17 protein-coding genes and 1 riboswitch are annotated in these 18,616 nt (G+C 43.0%); of the genes, 10 read left to right on the top strand and 7 right to left on the bottom strand.

Translation table 11 applies throughout. The features are described from left to right. The first annotated feature begins 14 nt into the window (after window positions 1-14). The 7 genes from leuA to PROVALCAL_RS17795 all read left to right on the top strand — a co-directional run bounded on the left by leuA (window position 15) and on the right by PROVALCAL_RS17795 (window position 8,879). Window positions 15-1,595 carry a 2-isopropylmalate synthase gene (gene leuA, locus PROVALCAL_RS17825; protein WP_006660743.1) on the top strand — a complete coding sequence of 527 codons (1,581 nt, stop codon included), beginning with the start codon at window positions 15-17 and terminating at the stop codon, window positions 1,593-1,595. 2 nt (window positions 1,596-1,597) lie between these two features. Then, window positions 1,598-2,689 carry a 3-isopropylmalate dehydrogenase gene (gene leuB / locus PROVALCAL_RS17820; protein ID WP_006660742.1) on the top strand — a complete coding sequence of 364 codons (1,092 nt, stop codon included), beginning with the start codon at window positions 1,598-1,600 and terminating at the stop codon, window positions 2,687-2,689. Between the two features lies 1 nt (window position 2,690). Next, a complete protein-coding gene (leuC, locus tag PROVALCAL_RS17815) occupies window positions 2,691-4,094 on the top strand; it encodes a 3-isopropylmalate dehydratase large subunit (RefSeq protein WP_006661148.1) in 1,404 nt (467 codons plus the stop codon). An 11-nt stretch (window positions 4,095-4,105) separates the two neighbouring features. Beyond that, on the top strand, window positions 4,106-4,708 hold the full coding sequence (gene leuD / locus PROVALCAL_RS17810; RefSeq protein ID WP_006660740.1) for a 3-isopropylmalate dehydratase small subunit: 603 nt from the start codon (window positions 4,106-4,108) through the stop codon (window positions 4,706-4,708). A 451-nt stretch (window positions 4,709-5,159) separates the two neighbouring features. Next, entirely contained in the window at window positions 5,160-6,836 is a 1,677-nt protein-coding gene (sgrR, locus tag PROVALCAL_RS17805; protein ID WP_006660738.1) for an HTH-type transcriptional regulator SgrR, read from the top strand. Between the two features lie 568 nt (window positions 6,837-7,404). Next, window positions 7,405-8,088, top strand: coding sequence for a DNA mismatch repair endonuclease MutH (mutH, locus tag PROVALCAL_RS17800; RefSeq protein WP_006660737.1), 684 nt, complete (start codon window positions 7,405-7,407; stop codon window positions 8,086-8,088). A gap of 62 nt (window positions 8,089-8,150) precedes the next feature. After that, window positions 8,151-8,879: a TerC family protein gene (locus PROVALCAL_RS17795; RefSeq protein ID WP_006660736.1), complete on the top strand. Its 729-nt coding sequence runs from the start codon at window positions 8,151-8,153 to the stop codon at window positions 8,877-8,879. An 8-nt stretch (window positions 8,880-8,887) separates the two neighbouring features. Here PROVALCAL_RS17795 and PROVALCAL_RS17790 read toward each other — a convergent pair whose 3' ends face one another. Further along, window positions 8,888-9,127 (bottom strand): hypothetical protein, encoded by a 240-nt coding sequence (locus PROVALCAL_RS17790; protein ID WP_006660735.1) that lies wholly within the window; start codon window positions 9,125-9,127, stop codon window positions 8,888-8,890. 218 nt (window positions 9,128-9,345) lie between these two features. On the opposite strand from PROVALCAL_RS17790, the gene PROVALCAL_RS17785 reads away from it, so the two are divergent. After that, the gene (locus PROVALCAL_RS17785; RefSeq protein WP_036961757.1) at window positions 9,346-10,221 is read left to right on the top strand and encodes an alpha/beta hydrolase; all 876 of its coding nucleotides are present in this window, start codon (window positions 9,346-9,348) and stop codon (window positions 10,219-10,221) included. A 58-nt stretch (window positions 10,222-10,279) separates the two neighbouring features. On the opposite strand, the gene speB is transcribed toward PROVALCAL_RS17785, so the two are convergent. Further along, entirely contained in the window at window positions 10,280-11,200 is a 921-nt protein-coding gene (gene speB / locus PROVALCAL_RS17780; protein WP_006660733.1) for an agmatinase, read from the bottom strand. Window positions 11,201-11,213: 13 nt separating this feature from the next. Beyond that, complete coding sequence (gene speA / locus PROVALCAL_RS17775) at window positions 11,214-13,118, bottom strand: biosynthetic arginine decarboxylase (protein WP_006660732.1); 1,905 nt, start codon at window positions 13,116-13,118, stop codon at window positions 11,214-11,216. Between the two features lie 675 nt (window positions 13,119-13,793). Here speA and metK point away from each other — a divergent pair. After that, window positions 13,794-14,945, top strand: a complete 1,152-nt coding sequence (metK, locus tag PROVALCAL_RS17770) for a methionine adenosyltransferase (protein WP_006660731.1) — start codon at window positions 13,794-13,796, stop codon at window positions 14,943-14,945. Between the two features lie 155 nt (window positions 14,946-15,100). On the opposite strand, the gene PROVALCAL_RS17765 is transcribed toward metK, so the two are convergent. Genes PROVALCAL_RS17765 through PROVALCAL_RS17755 form a run of 3 tightly spaced genes read right to left on the bottom strand, consistent with a single transcriptional unit; the run spans window position 15,101 to window position 16,296 of the window. Continuing rightward, window positions 15,101-15,517 carry a DUF6691 family protein gene (locus tag PROVALCAL_RS17765; RefSeq protein WP_006660730.1) on the bottom strand — a complete coding sequence of 139 codons (417 nt, stop codon included), beginning with the start codon at window positions 15,515-15,517 and terminating at the stop codon, window positions 15,101-15,103. Window positions 15,518-15,521: 4 nt separating this feature from the next. Next, the gene (locus PROVALCAL_RS17760; RefSeq protein WP_006660729.1) at window positions 15,522-15,959 is read right to left on the bottom strand and encodes a YeeE/YedE family protein; all 438 of its coding nucleotides are present in this window, start codon (window positions 15,957-15,959) and stop codon (window positions 15,522-15,524) included. A gap of 1 nt (window position 15,960) precedes the next feature. Then, entirely contained in the window at window positions 15,961-16,296 is a 336-nt protein-coding gene (locus tag PROVALCAL_RS17755; protein WP_006660728.1) for an ArsR/SmtB family transcription factor, read from the bottom strand. Window positions 16,297-16,416: 120 nt separating this feature from the next. On the opposite strand from PROVALCAL_RS17755, the gene PROVALCAL_RS17750 reads away from it, so the two are divergent. Further along, complete coding sequence (locus PROVALCAL_RS17750) at window positions 16,417-16,944, top strand: SprT family zinc-dependent metalloprotease (protein ID WP_138223803.1); 528 nt, start codon at window positions 16,417-16,419, stop codon at window positions 16,942-16,944. Window positions 16,945-16,975: 31 nt separating this feature from the next. On the opposite strand, the gene PROVALCAL_RS17745 is transcribed toward PROVALCAL_RS17750, so the two are convergent. Further along, entirely contained in the window at window positions 16,976-18,046 is a 1,071-nt protein-coding gene (locus tag PROVALCAL_RS17745) for a magnesium transporter (RefSeq protein WP_006660726.1), read from the bottom strand. 73 nt (window positions 18,047-18,119) lie between these two features. Next, window positions 18,120-18,292: riboswitch (M-box (ykoK) riboswitch) on the bottom strand. Between the last annotated feature and the right edge of the window lie 324 nt (window positions 18,293-18,616).

The raw sequence follows: 18,616 nt of genomic DNA, 5'->3' as shown, positions 1-18,616 counted from the left end.
ATGAGGAACACATTATGAGCAACCAAGTTATCATCTTCGATACGACCTTACGTGACGGCGAACAAGCATTACAAGCCAGCTTATCCGTGAAGGAAAAGCTGCAAATTGCATTCGCTTTAGAGCGCTTAGGTGTCGATGTTATTGAAGCTGGGTTCCCTGTCTCATCGCCTGGTGATTTCGAATCTGTCCAAACTATTGCGCGTGAAATCAAAAATAGCCGCATCTGCGCATTAGCACGTTGTGTTGAAAATGATATTGATGTTGCTGCGGAATCCTTGAAAGTCGCCGAAGCATTCCGTATCCATGTGTTCTTAGCCACCTCCAACTTGCACATGCAAAAGAAATTAAATAAAACGTTCGATGGGGTGATGGATATGGCTATCAACTCAATTAAACGTGCTCGACGCTATACCGATGATGTCGAGTTTTCTTGCGAAGATGCTGGTCGTACTGATATCGACAACTTATGCCGTATTGTAGAAGCAGCGATCGGCGCAGGGGCGACCACCATTAATATTCCTGACACCGTGGGTTACACCACGCCATATCAGTTCGGCGGCATTATCTCTTCTTTATATGAACGCGTACCTAACATTGATAAAGCGATTATTTCGGTACACTGCCACGATGACTTAGGCATGTCAGTCGCGAATTCCATCAGCGCAGTTCAAGCAGGCGCTCGCCAAGTAGAGGGTACAATTAATGGATTAGGCGAACGTGCCGGTAATACTGCGTTAGAAGAAGTGATTATGGCGATTAAATTACGCGAACAGATGTTAGGTGTGCACACCAATATCAATCACAAAGAAATCTACCGCACCAGCCAATTAGTGAGCCAATTATGTAATACCCCAATTCCGGCTAATAAAGCCGTTGTGGGGAACAATGCTTTCGCACACTCATCAGGTATCCACCAAGATGGTGTATTAAAAAATCGCGAAACCTACGAGATTATGACGCCAGAATCCATTGGATTAAAAGCGCAGCAATTAAACTTAACTTCGCGTTCTGGTCGCGCTGCGGTGAAACATCGCATGGAAGAAATGGGGTATCACGAAGGTAAAGATTTTAATTTGGATGAACTGTACACCGCATTTTTGAGTTTAGCGGATAAAAAAGGTCAAGTGTTTGATTATGATTTAGAAGCATTAGCCTTCTTTGCTAAACAACAAGATGAAACTGACCACTTTGTGATGGATTACTTCAGTACACAATCCGGCTCTAGTATCGTGGCAACCGCCACGGTCAAAATGCAGTGCGGTGAAACAGAAAAATCGGAGGCTGCCACAGGGAATGGTCCTGTCGATGCCATCTACCAAGCCATTAGCAAAATCACAAATTACCCAATGAAATTGGTTTCTTACCAATTATCTGCTAAAGGTCAGGGAGAAAATGCATTAGGGCAAGTGGATATCGTCGCCGAATGCTTCGGTCGTCGTTTCCATGGAATGGGATTAGCAACGGATATCGTTGAATCATCAGCAAAAGCCATGGTTCATGTATTAAATAGTATCTGGCGTGCAGAACAAGTTGAAAAAGAAAAGCATAAAATTTCTCACCAAGCATCACAATTCAACACAAAGGAAGCGGTGTAAACATGTCTAAGAATTTTAATATTGCAGTATTGTCAGGAGATGGAATTGGTCCTGAAGTGATGGCTCAAGCTCATAAGGTATTGAATGCAATTGGTAAGCGTTTTGCTATTACGATTTCAACCAAAGAATACGATGTAGGCGGTGCTGCCATTGATAACCATGGTGAGCCATTGCCACAAGCCACTGTGAAAGGGTGTGAGGAAGCCGACGCCGTATTATTTGGCTCAGTGGGCGGTCCTAAATGGGAGCATTTGCCTCCAGATAGTCAACCTGAACGTGGTGCATTGTTACCATTACGCAAGCATTTTAAATTATTCAGCAATTTACGCCCTGCTCGCTTATATCAAGCATTGGAAGCATTCTGCCCATTACGCGCGGATATTGCTGCTCAAGGGTTTGATATTTTATGCGTCCGTGAATTAACGGGGGGAATTTATTTCGGTCAACCGAAAGGTCGTCAAGGTGAAGGCGCGGAAGAGTTTGCCTTCGATACCGAAGTTTATCACCGCTATGAAATTGAACGTATTGCACGTATTGCCTTTGAGTCTGCTCGCAAGCGTAGTCATAAAGTGACATCGATTGATAAGGCTAACGTTTTACAAAGCTCCGTATTATGGCGCGAAGTGGTTAACCAAATTGCCAAAGAGTACCCAGATGTTGAAGTGAACCATATGTATATCGATAACGCCGCGATGCAGATGATCAAAGCGCCTTCTCAGTTTGATGTGGTGCTGTGCTCGAATTTATTTGGTGACATCATCTCCGATGAGTGCGCAATGATCACTGGTTCCATGGGCATGTTACCTTCCGCTAGCTTAAACGCAGATGGCTTTGGTTTATATGAGCCGGCAGGCGGTTCAGCACCGGATATTGCTGGCAAAAATATCGCTAACCCGATCGCACAAATTTTGTCAGCATCGATGTTATTGCGTTTCAGTTTAAACCAAGCCGATGCGGCTGATGCCATCGAGAGATCTGTCAATAAGGCATTAGAAAATGGCTATCGCACTGCGGATTTAGCCGGTGATGGTCAATCAATCAGTACCAGTGAAATGGGTGACATCATCGCCCGTTATATTGAAGAAGGGGTTTAATATGTCGAAGACTTTATATCAAAAATTATATGATGCTCACGTCGTACGTGAAGTCGAAAATGAAATCCCTTTAATTTATATCGACCGTCATCTGGTACATGAAGTGACTTCACCACAAGCATTTGATGGTTTAAGGACCAAAAACCGCCCATTACATCAGCCAAGCAAAACATTTGCCACTATGGATCACAACGTATCAACCCAGACAAAAGACATTAATGCCTGTGGCGATATGGCGCGCATTCAAATGCAAGAGTTGATGAAAAACTGTGAAGAATTCGGCGTAACCTTATATGACTTAAACCATCCATACCAAGGAATTGTCCATGTGATGGGACCAGAGCAAGGTATTACATTGCCAGGCACCACCATTGTTTGTGGTGACTCTCACACCGCAACCCACGGCGCATTTGGTGCATTAGCCTTTGGAATCGGTACGTCCGAGGTTGAGCATGTAATGGCAACACAAACCTTAAAACAAGCCCGTGCCAAGACAATGAAAATTGAAGTGGTTGGTCAAGCACCTGCGGGGATCACCGCCAAAGATATCGTATTAGCGATTATTGGTACAACTGGCAGCGCAGGTGGAACGGGTTACATCGTTGAATTCTGTGGTGAAGCAATTGAAAACTTAAGTATGGAAGGTCGTATGACCGTCTGTAATATGGCGATTGAATTAGGGGCTAAAGCGGGCATCATTGCCCCTGATGAAACTACTTTTAATTATATGAAAGGACGCCAATTTGCACCGAAAGGTCAGGACTGGGATGATGCTGTCGCTTACTGGAAAACCTTGAAAACGGATGATGATGCAAAATTCGATAAGGTTATTACTATCCAAGCGAGTACCATTGCCCCTCAAGTTACTTGGGGAACCAACCCTGGGCAAGTAATAGCAATCAATCAGCCGATCCCTGCTCCAGCGTCCTTCTCCGATCCTGTTGAACGTGCTTCCGCAGAAAAAGCATTAGCCTATATGGGATTAGAGTCTGGTATTAAATTATCCGATGTGAAAATTGATAAAGTCTTTATCGGTTCTTGCACTAACTCACGTATTGAAGATTTACGTGCTGCGGCAGCCATTGCGAAAGGTAAAAAAGTGGCGTCTGGTGTGCAAGCTATTGTGGTTCCAGGTTCCGGCCCTGTTAAAGCTCAAGCAGAACAAGAAGGCTTGGATAAAATCTTTATTGAAGCAGGTTTTGAATGGCGCTTACCCGGCTGCTCCATGTGTTTAGCCATGAATAATGACCGTTTAAATCCGGGTGAACGTTGCGCATCCACCAGCAACCGTAACTTTGAAGGTCGCCAAGGTCGTGCGGGACGTACCCATTTAGTTAGCCCAGCAATGGCAGCCGCAGCAGCTATCAACGGTCATTTTGCTGATGTTCGTGATATTCAAATCTAAAGGAGAAAACCATGGATAAGTTTATTAAGCATGTTGGAATTGTCGCCCCTTTAGATGCCGCGAACGTGGACACTGATGCGATTATTCCCAAACAATTTTTGCAGAAAGTCACGCGTACCGGATTTGGTCAGCACTTATTTAATGACTGGCGTTTTTTAGATGATAAAGGGCAGCAACCTAACCCTGACTTTGTCTTGAACAAAGCGGTATTTAAAGGTGCCAGCATTCTGTTAGCTCGCGAGAATTTTGGGTGTGGTTCATCCCGTGAACACGCGCCGTGGGCATTAACTGATTTTGGTATCCAAGTCGTTATTGCACCAAGCTTCGCCGATATCTTTTACGGTAACTCATTTAACAACCAATTGTTGCCCATCAAATTAAGCGAGCAACAAGTTGATGAGATGTTTAACTATGTTAAAAACCACGAAGGTTGCCAATTTACGGTTGATTTAGAAGCACAAACCGTTACCGCAGGAGATAAAGTTTATACCTTTGAAATTGACAGCTTCCGCCGCCATTGCATGATGAATGGTTTAGATAGTATTGGTTTGACATTACAGCACGTCGACCAAATTAAAGATTATGAACAAAAACTCCCCGCCTTTATGAATTAATCTCCAGCCCACTTCGGTGGGCTTTTTCTTACCTATTTGTATTCATAAAAGTAGAACTCAACTCCAACAAACCGCGCCCACCAATAAATCCTTCCCCATTAATTCTGAATATGCCATGATTTCAAATAATCATGATTCTGGGTTTAATCAAACCGTTTTTGCAAAATAGTTCATGTTGTGGCAAGGCGGCAAAATGAGGATATCTCGGGGAGCATACATAAGTATATGACCTGAGTAGCCGAATGAAGCCAACACAGCCACAACGTGAAATATGAAGAAAAAAGAAAAAAGCCGATATGCATTCACATACCGGCTGGTAAATATACCATTACTCAATAAATGGGGGAGTAAACCTGCAACAGACAGGTCAATAGAGCTACTTACTGCCTCTTATTATCTACGGAATATAGGATATTAAAATTGATGCAATTTTTTCCGGAGTTCCTCTTTTATGTCTAGTTCTCGATTACAAACCCAATTTGTTCGCTTGTGGCAACATTTTCAGGGAAAAAACAGCGAAACCACTTTGCAAGATATTGCGGAGATCCTGTTTTGTTCTCGTCGCCATGTACGTACGCTACTCAATAATATGCAAGCTCATGGTTGGCTCAGTTGGCAAGCCGAAGCGGGACGAGGAAAGCGTTCCGCATTAATTTTTCATATCAATGGATTAGAGCTTCAGCAAGCACAAGCAGAACAGTTATTAAAAGAAGAAAGCATTGAAAAATTAGTCGCCCTCGTGGGTGATAAAGAAACGATTCGCCAGATGGTCTTATCAGAGCTGGAGCGCAGTTATCGGCAAGGGAAAAACCTGCTACGTATCATTTATTATCGCGATTTCCCGAATTTATTACCTGGCACACCAATGCGTCGCTCTGAAATCCATTTAATGAGCCAAATATTTAATGGATTAACCCACTTAAATGAGGAAAAAGGGGAAGTAGAAGATGGTATTGCCCATCACTGGCAAGCTATCAATGACCAACAGTGGCGTTTCTATTTACGCCCTGCTATCTACTTTCATCATGGGCGTGAAATGCAAGTGGATGATATCATTCATTCGTTACTCAGATTAAAACGCTGCTGGCCACTATTTTCCCATATTCAGACCGTCACCTCACCGCAACCGTATGTTATCGATGTCCATCTCAGTCATCCTGATACGCAATTTCCTTGGCTACTCGGAAGCCCTCACGCCGCGATACTTCCTAAAGAGTGGGAAACCATTGAGCACTTTAGCCAACGCCCCATTGGTACCGGTCCTTATGTAGTCGAAACCAATATTCCGCAGAAGCTAACTATCAGCGCATTTGATCGCTACTTTGGCTATCGAGCCTTACTGGATGAAGTCACAATTTGGGTGGTTCCTGAGCTTTCTGAGCAAATGGTCTGCACCACATTAAAAATGGATGGTGACAAACGTCACAATGACTCGCTAGAGAGCCGTATGGAAGAAGGATGCTACTTTCTGTTATTCGACCAGCGTTCCGCCATATCTCAACGTGAAGATGTCCGTAAATGGCTGTGCAGCTTTTTAACACCGGTTAATTTACTGGCACACTGTGAATCTTTTTATCAACGTCATTGGGCGCCCGCCTATGGATTATTGCTTCACTGGCACCACAGTAAGATGTTATCTCAGCGTACAAAACCTGAAGATTTAACAGAGCTAACCGTGACTTTTTATCGCCATCATCATGAATTCTATGCGATAAGCCAAATTATGAAGCGGGTATTGGAGACTCAATGTGTTGAGTTAAAAATTAATATTGTCGACTACGATGATTGGTTTAATGGTAACGCTGAAAGTGATATTTGGCTCTCTACAGCCAATTTTTACAAGCCGCTCGAATTTTCTATTTTTGCCACTTTGTATGAAATGCCGTTATTACGCCAATGTTTAGGAAAAAGCCTCGATGGAGAGTTACAACTGTGGCGTCAGCAAAAATTGGATGTTGAATCGTGGTGTGAAAGTTTAATTGACTCCCAAGTTTTCCATCCTATTTTTCACCATTGGTTAGAACTTCAAGGGCAAAGAACAATGCGAGGTGTACGCATGAATACCTTCGGTTGGTTTGACTTTAAATCGGCCTGGTTTAAGCCAACTGAGGATAATACACAGAATTGATGATAGTTATAAACAGTTAACGTGAGTAAAATGGATTTTATTCACTTTTTCTGTGGATATCTATGTTAACAACCAGATAGTAATCAGGGTATATCCTAATCGTTCATTTCTAACAAAAAACCATACAAAAAATAAAACATTATAAATCATGATGATAAATAAATTTCCCATGAGATATCCACTGTCTACTTTTTGATGTTTTTTTCTTAGGAGTCTAACTGAGCAAATATCAATCAATGCATGTTTTATCCACAAGGAATGTACTTAACTTACTCGCTTTTTGTGACGAGCTTCAATAAATGACATTAGTCAAGGCTGTAAATGCACACAGTAATCACTGTTTTTCACAGTTATCCAGAAATCCTGTGGATAACCTAGTGCATGATCCTGTGGTTATCTTGGGATGAAGTTGAATAACCCTAAATATTCATAATTTCGTCAGTAATTATTATTCAATATACATATATATATCATGCAGTTAAATACAGTGACTAAAAAGTGTTATACTCTTCCTATCTTGTGACCATTTTTCTGGTTATTTTTTAAACACAATTACATTCTACTGACTATGTCATTTACACCACCTTCTCCTCCTGAAAATGAAACAGTCTTACTCGCTCGTGCTCAAGCCCTTGCGGGCTATACACTTGGTGAGCTAGCCACCGCAGCGGGGATCCCCATTCCTCCCGATCTTAAACGAGATAAAGGTTGGGTCGGTACCTTGTTAGAGTATTTTTTAGGTGCAACCGCAGGCAGTAAAGCCGAACAAGATTTTGCGAACATAGGTATCGAGCTTAAAACGATTCCCATTGATCGCCATGGTGCCCCTTTAGAAACCACATTTGTTTCTATTGCCCCACTGACTGGCAATAGTGGACTCACATGGGAAAATAGCCACGTACGTCGCAAACTTTCACGTATCCTATGGTTTCCCATTGAGGGAGAACGTCAAATTCCGCTTGCTGAACGACGTGTTGCAAATCCACTGATTTGGAGCCCTTCCCCTCTTGAGGAGCAACTTTTACGTCAGGATTGGGAAGAGTTGATGGACTTAATCGTGCTTGGAAAAGTCGAAACGATTACAGCTCGTCATGGGCAAGTCCTACAGATTCGCCCCAAAGCCGCAAACAATAGAGCGCTAACCGAAGGTATTGGTGAGTTGGGTCAGCCCATTATGACGTTGCCGAGAGGTTTCTATTTAAAAAAAGATTTTACAGGTCCATTATTAGCACGGCACTTTAATCTCGGTTAATTGTTCAAGGCATCGCCTGTGCCAAAACAGACGATTCGTTATTCCATTTTTAAGGCAATAAGATGTTTGAGTGGTTCTTAGATCCCCATGCTTGGATGGCATTGGCAACATTAACAATTTTGGAAGTCGTATTGGGTATCGATAATATTATTTTCTTAAGTATTGTCGTCAGTAAATTGCCCGCTCATCAACAAAACAGCGCCAGACGCATTGGGTTAATCGCCGCAATGGGAATGCGCTTAGCGTTACTGGCTTCTATTGCGTGGCTTGCACGGCTTACCACGCCGCTATTTACATTGGCTGAACATACCGTTTCTGCTCGTGACCTTATCTTGTGTGCGGGAGGACTATTCCTGATTTGGAAATCCAGTCAGGAGATTTTCGATACCATCGAAGGGGAAGATGATGATGGGATCGCTCAGAAAAAAGTGACCTCTTTTTGGGGGGCAATTGTACAGATAGCCATCTTGGATATTATCTTTAGCTTAGATTCCGTGATCACCGCAGTCGGGTTATCTGACCATCTTTTTATTATGATGGCAGCCGTGATTATGGCCGTGATGATTATGATGTTCGCCGCGAAGCCGATTGGTGATTTTGTCGAACGATACCCTTCAATCAAAATTCTCGCCTTATCCTTTTTAATTCTGGTGGGCTTTACCTTATTACTTGAAAGCGTTCAAGTTCACGTCTCGAAAGGCTATATCTACTTTGCGATGTTTTTCTCTATGTCAGTTCAGATGCTCAATATTCTGCGCAGTAAAAAGTGGAAAATGAAAAACAAACAATAATAGAGACCTTAGCGTAAGGCGCCCTTAGCTGCGGCAATGGCGCCTTCCACCGCTTTTTTAGCCTGAGGACTATTTTTCCAACAACTCGACCCCGTTAATGCCGCACCAGAAATAAGAATCTCTTCATAAGAGGCTTCACTCAATTGCGCTAATGATGAAAACCCCATTTGTTCTAATCGGCTGATCACCATCGGTCCCACACCTTTTACTGATAATAAAATTTGCTTTTCTGAGTCTGAAAATGCCATAAATTGTCCTTTTGACTGTAAAATAGCCTTAATTGAGCGTATATTTTGTAATTAGCTTATTTCTTAATTTAAAATTCTAAGCTGATCTAAAGCAGGCCCCATTTATTTGCCCTACAAACCTGCTTTAGCAAATAGGAAATAACAATTGTAAAGTCATTGATGACTCGCGATAGAAATCAACATGTCGCACTAAAAATTCTATCTTGTAGGTATTTATTATGTATAGCAACAAAATATCCAATACGCGCCACATGTCGATGAAATTGTCCGATGGGCGCCTTCTGTGTTGGTATGAATCAGGACCTGAACAAGGTTTTCCCGTTATTTTTTGTACCGGTGCTGGCATGAGCGGTACGCTTGGCTTTGGGATTGATCGTCTTGATGAGCTCAATATTCGATTAATCACCCCTGAGCGTGCAGGATTAGGTCAATCCGCCTTTGATGAGCATAAATCCCTACAACGTTTTGCGCGAGATATTCAGCAACTCCTCGATGCTCAGGAAATCCCGTCTTTTTCCGTCGTCGGCTTCTCCCAAGGTGCTGTTTTTGCGATGGCACTAGCCTACTACTGTTCCCCTGTTTCCCTATCACTGGTTTCTGGGCAAGATCAATTCGAGTTTCCTGAAACGAGAAATCATTTAAAACAAGATGTCATTAATATGCAGGAACAAGCCATTCATACGCCAGAGGCACTATCTGAATGGCTAATGAGAAATGTGACATCACAATGGCTACTGGCATTTATTCTGAATTGCAGTGCGGAAATTGATCAACAAATTTACAGTGAAGAGAGTTTTTTAGCTGCTTACAGTGATTGTATGGAACGCGCATTTATGCAGGGAAATCAAGGTTATGTGCAGGATTTATTACTAGCATTACAACCGTGGCAATTTAATCCTGAAGATATTCACTGCCCAGTTGCACTCTGGTATGGCGAGCAAGATGTCAGCGCTGTTCATTCACCGGATTTTGGTAAAACACTCGCTCAGCGTTTTCCCCACAATGAACATTTTCTATTTTCTCATGAAGCAGGGTCCGTGCTATGGACACAAGCATATTCAATCCTTGCCCAACTGAAAGAGCACAGCCTTTAAAAAATAAAAAAGGTGCCCCAATGAACACATTGAGGCACCTTATATTATCAATGGCGTTTTACTTCTTAGACGCTTGGATGTACAACATTTCTAACGCGATAGTCGCGGCAGCTAATGCAGTAATTTCAGATTGGTCATACGCCGGAGCAACTTCGACCACATCCATCCCAACAATATTCAGGGATTGAATACCACGTAACAGTTTTAACGCTTTATCTGATGTTAACCCACCAATGACTGGGGTTCCGGTTCCTGGCGCAAAAGCCGGATCCAGACAGTCAATATCAAATGTCAGATACACCGGCATATCACCGACGATCTGTTTGATCTGAGCAACCATATCCTCGACACCACGATCGTTGGCTTGAGCGGCATCTAACACTGTAAAGCCGTTGTCCGAATCATGTTCAGTACGAATACCAATCTGGACTGAATGATTAGGGTCAATCAAACCTTCTTTCGGCGCATGATAGAACATCGTGCCATGGTCATATAAGCTACCATTACCGTACGTATCGGTATGTGCGTCAAAATGCACTAATGCCATTTTACCGAAGTGTTTTGCATGGGCGCGCAGTAACGGCAGAGTCACAAAGTGGTCACCACCAAATGTTAAACAGCGCTTACCTGATTCCAGTAGTTTTTCGGTGTGTGCTTGCAGCTTATCGCACATATCTTGTGCATCACCGAATGCAAAAACCACATCACCACAGTCAACCACATTGAGCTTATTTTTTAATTTAAAATCCCATGGCCAGCGGTGGCTTTCCCACGCGAGGTTAGTTGAGACTTGGCGAATAGCAGCAGGTCCATGACGGCTACCCGCCCGTCCTGAGGTTGCCATATCAAACGGCACTCCCGTGATCACCCAATCCGCATCAGAGCTATAAGGTTGGAAATTCAACGGAAAACGTAAAAAACCAAATGCGTTTGAAACCAGTGAGTTATCAACCTGATTTCCTAATGTGCTATTAATCATCACTGTTCCTTAATCATTCATCTTCTAAGTAAGTGTAGCCGTACAACCCACTTTCAAATTCGTTTACAAAATCTTTTTGTAGCTCATCGCTAAGTCCGGTGCCTTTAACTTGCTCAATAAAGCTTTCTAGCAACACTTCAGGGACCAACTTCACGTATTGCAGCATATCAGCCACAGAGTCGCCTTCTTCGCTTTGCAAGTAACGCATACTACCTTGGCTATCGACCCATACATCAATGGCAGCGGTATCGCCAAACAAGTTGTGCATGTTGCCTAAAATCTCTTGGTACGCCCCAATCATGAAAAAGCCAATCATCGGTGGATTTTCGGGATCATATGCTGGCATTGGCATGGTGGTTTCGACCCCGTCGCCGTCAACATAATGATCAATAATCCCGTCGGAGTCACAGGTAATATCCAGTAATACAGCGCGTCTATCTAGTGGCTTGTCTAAGCCTTCAATCGGCAAAACAGGGAAAACTTGGTCAATTCCCCAAGCATCAGGAAGCGATTGGAATAGCGAGAAGTTCACATAGAATTTATCCGCCATACGCTCTTGCAGCTCATCGATAATTGGACGGTGAGCGCGATTACTTGGGTCTAAATCTTGCTGAATACGGCGACAGATATTCAAGTATAGCTCTTCTGCCCATGCGCGCTGTGTTAAGTCCAATACACCATGTGCATACTGGGTATGTGCTTCTTGCAGGTCAAACTGGCTATCATGCAGCCATTCACGTAAAGAGCGGCTGTTACCTTGATGCTGCATGGATTCCCACGTTTCCCATAACGAGACCAGTGAACGCGGAGCATCCTCACTAGGTGGTGTGGTTTTCGTAAATTCGTTACGCTCAACACCAATGACGTTAGAGACTAGAACCGTATGGTGAGCCGTTAACGCACGACCAGATTCGGTGATTACGGTTGGATGAGGCAAGTTAAACTCTTCACACGCATCACCAATCGCCCAAATGACATTATTCGCGTATTCGTTCAGACCATAGTTAACCGAGCAATCAGACTGGGAGCGAGTTCCTTCATAATCAACGCCTAAGCCACCACCCACGTCAAAACATTGAATGTTGACACCCAATTGGTGCAACTCGACGTAAAAACGTGCTGACTCACGAACACCTGTTGCGATATCACGAATATTCGCCATCTGTGAACCTAAATGGAAGTGCAGTAATTGCAGGCTATCCAAACGGTTCGCATTACGTAAAATCTCCACTAGTTGCAAAACTTGGGTCGCTGCCAATCCAAATTTGGATTTCTCACCACCACTGGCTTGCCACTTGCCTGAGCCTTGGGACGCCAAACGGGCACGCACGCCTAAACGAGGCGTCACTTCCAGCTTTTTCGCTTCCTCTAGCACCATCTCGATCTCAGACATTTTTTCGATAACCAGATACACTTTGTGACCCAGTTTTTCGCCAATTAAGGCGAGACGAATATATTCGCGATCTTTATAGCCATTACATACAATCACGGTGCGAGTACGACCCGCGTTGGCTAACACGGCCATTAACTCTGCTTTTGAACCTGCTTCTAACCCTAAAGGCTCACCCGAATTCACTAATGATTCAATGACTCGGCGCTGTTGGTTAACTTTAATGGGGTAGACTAAGAAATAGTCACCTTTATAACCATAAGATTCCCGCGCACGTTTAAATGCTGCGTTAATAGAGCGCAAACGGTGCTGCAAAATTTGAGGGAAACAGAACAGCGCAGGTAAGCGTAAGTGCTCCTGCTCTTCTTTAACTTGGTAAACTAATTCAGCTAAATCAACAAAAGTGTCAGGGTTTTCAGGATTTGGGCAAACACAGACATTTCCGCGCTCATTCACCTGATAGTAACCACCGCCCCAATACGCAACATTATAAGTTTGGCGCATCTTGCGAGCGATATTATCATTCATAATAAACTCCTAGTATGGAGGGGTGAGTGATGCGTTCTCCTTCCAGACAAGCTCCCACCAAAGGCATGGTGCGACTGGGCAGTAATGTCAGGGAAACAGCGATACTCAGATTGTAATTAAAAGTGCTTAGAACGTCTAAACGGTGACAATATACATCCATAAACCTAGCAGATTACTGACTAAGTATTAAGGATCTATGATAGGTATGACGGTAACTTCGTGACGAAGTAAACAAAGACAGGAAAGTAAAAGCCAATGTCACACGGCGATCCGCGTACGACGGTTGGATACTGTTATTCAGTAGATTATGGATCATCGCCCATTAACCCCCAATATAACTGTTTTCCCCTTGGGAATTTTAATCATCTATTAAAATTCAATCGGTTATAAACATTCCTGATAGAAAGCAGACTCATGGCTGACCTGCTGGTATATAGCGAGAAATAACAACTATCCGCTACGGTCGCAGTTTATACCTCGAATAGCCCTAAAATGCAAAAGCAAATTATCTAAAATTTCACATTTGCAATAAAACTAACTGAATTAACCATTTATGCGCTTATCATTTTAAGCTTAAAAATAGGTAGAAATTATCCATTGAAAAGTCTAGAATAGCCGTCTAGATGTTAAAACATCCAACTATAATGTTCTCCGAATTCTTAAGGTATTAATCTCATGTCTACACACCTCTTTACTTCTGAGTCAGTATCAGAAGGGCATCCTGATAAAATTGCAGACCAAATTTCTGATGCGGTCCTTGATGCTATTCTTGAACAAGACCCAAAAGCGCGCGTAGCTTGCGAAACGTATGTCAAAACTGGCATGGTCATGGTTGGTGGCGAAATCACCACCAGCGCATGGGTCGATATTGAAGAAATTACGCGTAAAACCGTTCGTGAGATCGGTTATACCAGTTCAGACATGGGCTTTGATGCCAACTCTTGCGCAGTATTAAGTGCCATTGGTAAACAATCACCCGATATCAACCAAGGTGTTGACCGTGCAGATCCTTTAGAACAAGGTGCTGGTGACCAAGGCCTTATGTTTGGTTATGCCACTAACGAAACTGACGTGTTAATGCCAGCACCAGTCACTTATGCGCACCGTCTAGTTCAACGTCAAGCGGAAGTGCGTAAAAATGGGACTCTTCCATGGTTACGTCCAGATGCAAAAAGCCAAGTTACCTTCCAATACGATAACAATAAAATTGTTGGTATTGATGCCGTGGTTCTGTCGACTCAGCACTCAGAAGACGTTAACCAAAAAGTTTTACACGAAGCGGTAATGGAAGAAATCATCAAGCCGGTTCTGCCAGCGGAATGGTTATCCCCAGCAACGAAATACTTCATCAACCCAACAGGTCGTTTCGTTATCGGTGGACCAATGGGTGACTGCGGTTTAACCGGTCGTAAAATTATTGTTGATACCTACGGCGGTATGGCTCGTCACGGTGGTGGGGCATTCTCTGGTAAAGATCCATCAAAAGTTGACCGTTCTGCTGCGTATGCGGCGCGTTATGTAGCAAAAAACATCGTGGCAGCTGGCTTAGCTGACCGTTGTGAGATTCAAGTTTCTTACGCTATCGGTGTTGCAGAGCCAACGTCTATCATGGTTGAAACATTCGGCACCGGTAAAGTTGACGAAGCACTGTTAGTAAAATTAGTCCGTGAATTCTTTGACTTACGTCCTTACGGTCTAATTCAAATGCTGGATCTGTTACACCCAATGTACCAACAAACGGCTTCTTACGGTCACTTTGGTCGTCCACAATTCCCATGGGAAAAAACCGACAAAGCAGCTCAACTGCGTGAAGCTGCGGGTCTGTAATCTCCACTAACGTCTCTGACGATTAGCAAAAAACCCATCATTATGATGGGTTTTTTTATGTCTGTAATGTATAACCACCTCGATGAATCAAATAACCTTTCCACTTGCTTCATATTTTGTGTTGGATAAACAGGTTAGTTGCCCCAGAGCCATGATTATTTTTCAGTACGCTGAAATAGTTGGAAAATTGCCATTCCCGCAATCATCGCTAAAGTAAACAGAATACCTTGAATCAGTCCCATACCGGTTAATAAAATCGCAGGTCCCGGACAAATACCGCCAAGCCCCCAACCTAAGCCAAACAACGCACTACCAATAAGTAACTTCTTATCAATAAGCTTGCTGGTTGGGATCTGCAATGGACAATTTAACACACTGGATTTGCGCTTTTTCACGAACTGATACCCAATAGCACTGATGACCATGGCGACGACCATCGTCACTAATAGCGATGGGTCCCAATTTCCAGTGATATCCAAGAAAGCCAAAATCTTAGCGGGGTTACCCATACCTGCCAGTAGCAACCCCAATCCAAATAAAATTCCAGAGACTAACGCAACGATGATTGGCATTGAATTACCCTCTTAAACCAAAATGATTAATGACGGCAACCGTGATAAATGCCACCAGCATGAAAATAACGACCGCAATAATGGAGCGGCGGGAAAACCTCGCCATACCGCAAATACCGTGACCGCTAGTACATCCACCGCCGAGTCGAGTACCAAATCCCACTAACAGCCCAGCGACAATGAGTAACGGCGTGCTGGTGGTAATCGTAACTTCAGGTGCATACACAAAGGCAGTAAACAGTAGCGGTGCCACTAAGATGCCGACAATAAAAGCGAGCTTCCAAGCCGTATCCCCTTTCACGGGCTTAAGAACCCCCGCTAATATCCCGCTGATCCCTGCAATCCTACCATTTAAAATCAGTAATATTGCTGCCGCTAAACCAATTAAAATACCGCCAATCGCCGCTGACCATGGCGTGAAATTGACCCAATCAATCGTCATATTAATTCCCCTTCACAGGACAATAAAGTTGGTACAAAGTATTGAGTAAGATAAACAATTTCTCATCTGCAATAGAATAATAAATGCGTTTACCTTCGCGACGAGTCGCTACCAATTCCTCGTTTCTTAACACGGTTAACTGCTGTGACAATGTGGGCTGTTGAATACCGAGTGACGCTTCTAAATCACTCACACACGCTTCACCTTGGGTTAATTGGCATAGCAATAACAGTCTATCTGGATTCCCCAGTGTTTTTAATAATGACGCCGTTTGCGTTGCCGCTTGAGTCATTGCTAAAAGCAGCTGTTCTGAGTTGGGTTGTTCACTCTTTTGCATCTTCGTGTCCTAGCTACTTACTTACAGATATCATTATACTTAATAATAATATATTAACTTATATATTTATTGTCAATTATCACTTGTAAGAACTATATGGCTTCACGTATTCTTGACCACATGAAAACGATCAGAGTCCCCATCATGCTCCAGCAGCGAGTGATGAAAACCTTGCGTGAAAAACTCGCGTTAGCAGAGCAAAAACTGGAGCAAACATTTCCAGAGCCCGTCATCAACTATAAGCAACGTGGCACCACTGCTGGCAGTGCCTATCTCAAAGATTGGGAAATTCGCGTTAATCCAACGCTGTTAATTGAAAATCCAGATAATTTCGTGGATGAAGTCATCCCCCATGAACTCGCTCACTTACTGGTTTACCGGGTTTTTGGTCGCAAAGGGGTAGCTCCCCATGGCAATGAATGGAAATGGATGATGCAAAATGTTTTAGGCGTAGTCCCGAAGCGGACTCATAACTTTGCAGTCACTAGCGTCAAAAGCCGAACATTCCGTTATCTTTGTGGCTGCGACACCCTTCACGAGTTGACCATCAGAAGGCATAACAAAGTTGAGCGAGGGGAAAATCAATATTTATGTCGAAAGTGCGGGGAAATTCTTAGGCGAGAGATTGCGTCAGCGGCAGAGAGCTAATTCTCTGCCGCATCAAGAGGTTGGTCCGAACTTAGGCGAACTCCGTCATCACCAATTTAGCGATTTCAAAGTAAATAATTAAGCCAGTCCCATCAATAAATGTTGCAATAAACGGCGCAGAAACTACCGCCGGGTCAACTTTTAATTTTTTCAGAACCATTGGAATAATGGAAGAAACAATCGCACTCCACACGGTGATTGCCACAATCGTTAAACTGACCACGATAGTCACTTCATGACCCACACCTAAAATCCAAGCACGAATTAACGCAGCTGCACCTATAGTAATGGCTACTAAGAACGACGTTGAAACTTCTTTTTTCAGTACCGCGCCGAGGTTACGTAAACTCACTTCGCCCAATGCCATCGCTCTGACAAGGGTCGAGGTGATCTGTGTTCCACTGTTACCACCGGTTCCAATCAATAATGGAATAAAGAATGCCAATGAAATAGCCGCCTCAAGCTGCTCTTCAAATGCTTTAAGTACCGTTCCAGTGTACGCTTCCGCGACAAATAGCATCAGTAACCACACAACACGCTTACGCCATAGAGTGACTGGGCTAGTGGTTAAGTAAGGCTCTTCTAATGGTGTAGTCGCACCCTGCAATTGTGCATCGAGGGTATTTTCATCTTCGATTAATTCAGCGATATCTTGAGGACGTAATACCCCCATCAACTTACCAAACTGAACAACGGGGATCATATCCAAACCACTATGATTAATTAAATCATAAACGTCGTGACGTGATTGTTCAGGAGAAACAGAAAAATAATTGTGGCGCATAATGTCCGACACTAATAAATCTTCTGATGCGGCAAGTAATGATTTAACGGACAAAATTCCATTTAAATAGTTTTCACTATCTACGACAAATAAATACGTTGGAATTTGTTCGCCATCGAGGTGTTCAATAAGGCTTTTCTTCACACATGCCACAGAGTCTGCAACCGAAACAGGCAAATAAGATTGGCTCATATATGCGTGAACAGTTGAATCATCAATTTTAGTGGGTTGTGTTTGATTAGACTTTTGACGTGCGTCTTTCATTGCGGACTGTGCAATTGCTACTGCACCCGCTTTGTTCTGGGTAGAGAATGTCATTTTTTTGGTCCCTATTACTGTTGTTTACTCAAACAGTACTCACATAGGGGCGAAACCAGATGAGAGAATGCGTTTGCTATCTCTTCGTCTCGGTTTTAGCACTATACAACGTATCCTGCATAAAGCAGGAAGTTACATGGGGATATACCTTCGGTCGATATATCCTGTCCTAATCTTGGGCGTCTCTCGACGTCGTCAGATCAGTAACCTATGTTTGTATAGGAGCCTCGCCTAACGAGATACTGCACTTTGGATGCGGCGCGAATTATACCCACTGAATGCTTAATTTCCACCCTTTTACTGTGCTCTTTTTTTAATAGCCTCCCCTTGTTTAAGTTTTGTTTAAGTTAATGTGTATCAAGAATTCAGCGTGTAACCATTTGTAACTTTAATGGGAAATTATATTATTCATAATATATAAAGTGATAATAACGTAATGAATTATCAGCTTATTTTTAATTATATTTCGAAACGCAAACAAGCCGATTAATAAACAAAAAAGCCACCTTATTTATATTTAAAATAAGGTGGCAATGAATGAGGCATTCTCAAAATGATATTATCGAAAAC

It is taken from the genome of Providencia alcalifaciens DSM 30120, from assembly GCF_000173415.1.
In the GTDB taxonomy this organism is placed as follows: domain Bacteria; phylum Pseudomonadota; class Gammaproteobacteria; order Enterobacterales; family Enterobacteriaceae; genus Providencia; species Providencia alcalifaciens.
This window is presented reverse-complemented; position numbering and strand designations above follow the sequence as displayed.

Coding starts and splice junctions, on each gene's coding strand:
- leuC (WP_006661148.1), top strand. CDS start 2,691: ATGTCGAAGACTTTATATCAAAAATTATATGATGCTCACGTCGTACGT.
- sgrR (WP_006660738.1), top strand. CDS start 5,160: ATGTCTAGTTCTCGATTACAAACCCAATTTGTTCGCTTGTGGCAACAT.
- PROVALCAL_RS17760 (WP_006660729.1), bottom strand. CDS start 15,959: ATGACGATTGATTGGGTCAATTTCACGCCATGGTCAGCGGCGATTGGC.
- PROVALCAL_RS17745 (WP_006660726.1), bottom strand. CDS start 18,046: ATGACATTCTCTACCCAGAACAAAGCGGGTGCAGTAGCAATTGCACAG.
- PROVALCAL_RS17765 (WP_006660730.1), bottom strand. CDS start 15,517: ATGCCAATCATCGTTGCGTTAGTCTCTGGAATTTTATTTGGATTGGGG.
- PROVALCAL_RS17785 (WP_036961757.1), top strand. CDS start 9,346: ATGTATAGCAACAAAATATCCAATACGCGCCACATGTCGATGAAATTG.
- PROVALCAL_RS17750 (WP_138223803.1), top strand. CDS start 16,417: ATGAAAACGATCAGAGTCCCCATCATGCTCCAGCAGCGAGTGATGAAA.
- speB (WP_006660733.1), bottom strand. CDS start 11,200: ATGATTAATAGCACATTAGGAAATCAGGTTGATAACTCACTGGTTTCA.
- mutH (WP_006660737.1), top strand. CDS start 7,405: ATGTCATTTACACCACCTTCTCCTCCTGAAAATGAAACAGTCTTACTC.
- PROVALCAL_RS17795 (WP_006660736.1), top strand. CDS start 8,151: ATGTTTGAGTGGTTCTTAGATCCCCATGCTTGGATGGCATTGGCAACA.
- leuD (WP_006660740.1), top strand. CDS start 4,106: ATGGATAAGTTTATTAAGCATGTTGGAATTGTCGCCCCTTTAGATGCC.
- leuB (WP_006660742.1), top strand. CDS start 1,598: ATGTCTAAGAATTTTAATATTGCAGTATTGTCAGGAGATGGAATTGGT.
- speA (WP_006660732.1), bottom strand. CDS start 13,118: ATGAATGATAATATCGCTCGCAAGATGCGCCAAACTTATAATGTTGCG.
- PROVALCAL_RS17755 (WP_006660728.1), bottom strand. CDS start 16,296: ATGCAAAAGAGTGAACAACCCAACTCAGAACAGCTGCTTTTAGCAATG.
- metK (WP_006660731.1), top strand. CDS start 13,794: ATGTCTACACACCTCTTTACTTCTGAGTCAGTATCAGAAGGGCATCCT.
- leuA (WP_006660743.1), top strand. CDS start 15: ATGAGCAACCAAGTTATCATCTTCGATACGACCTTACGTGACGGCGAA.
- PROVALCAL_RS17790 (WP_006660735.1), bottom strand. CDS start 9,127: ATGGCATTTTCAGACTCAGAAAAGCAAATTTTATTATCAGTAAAAGGT.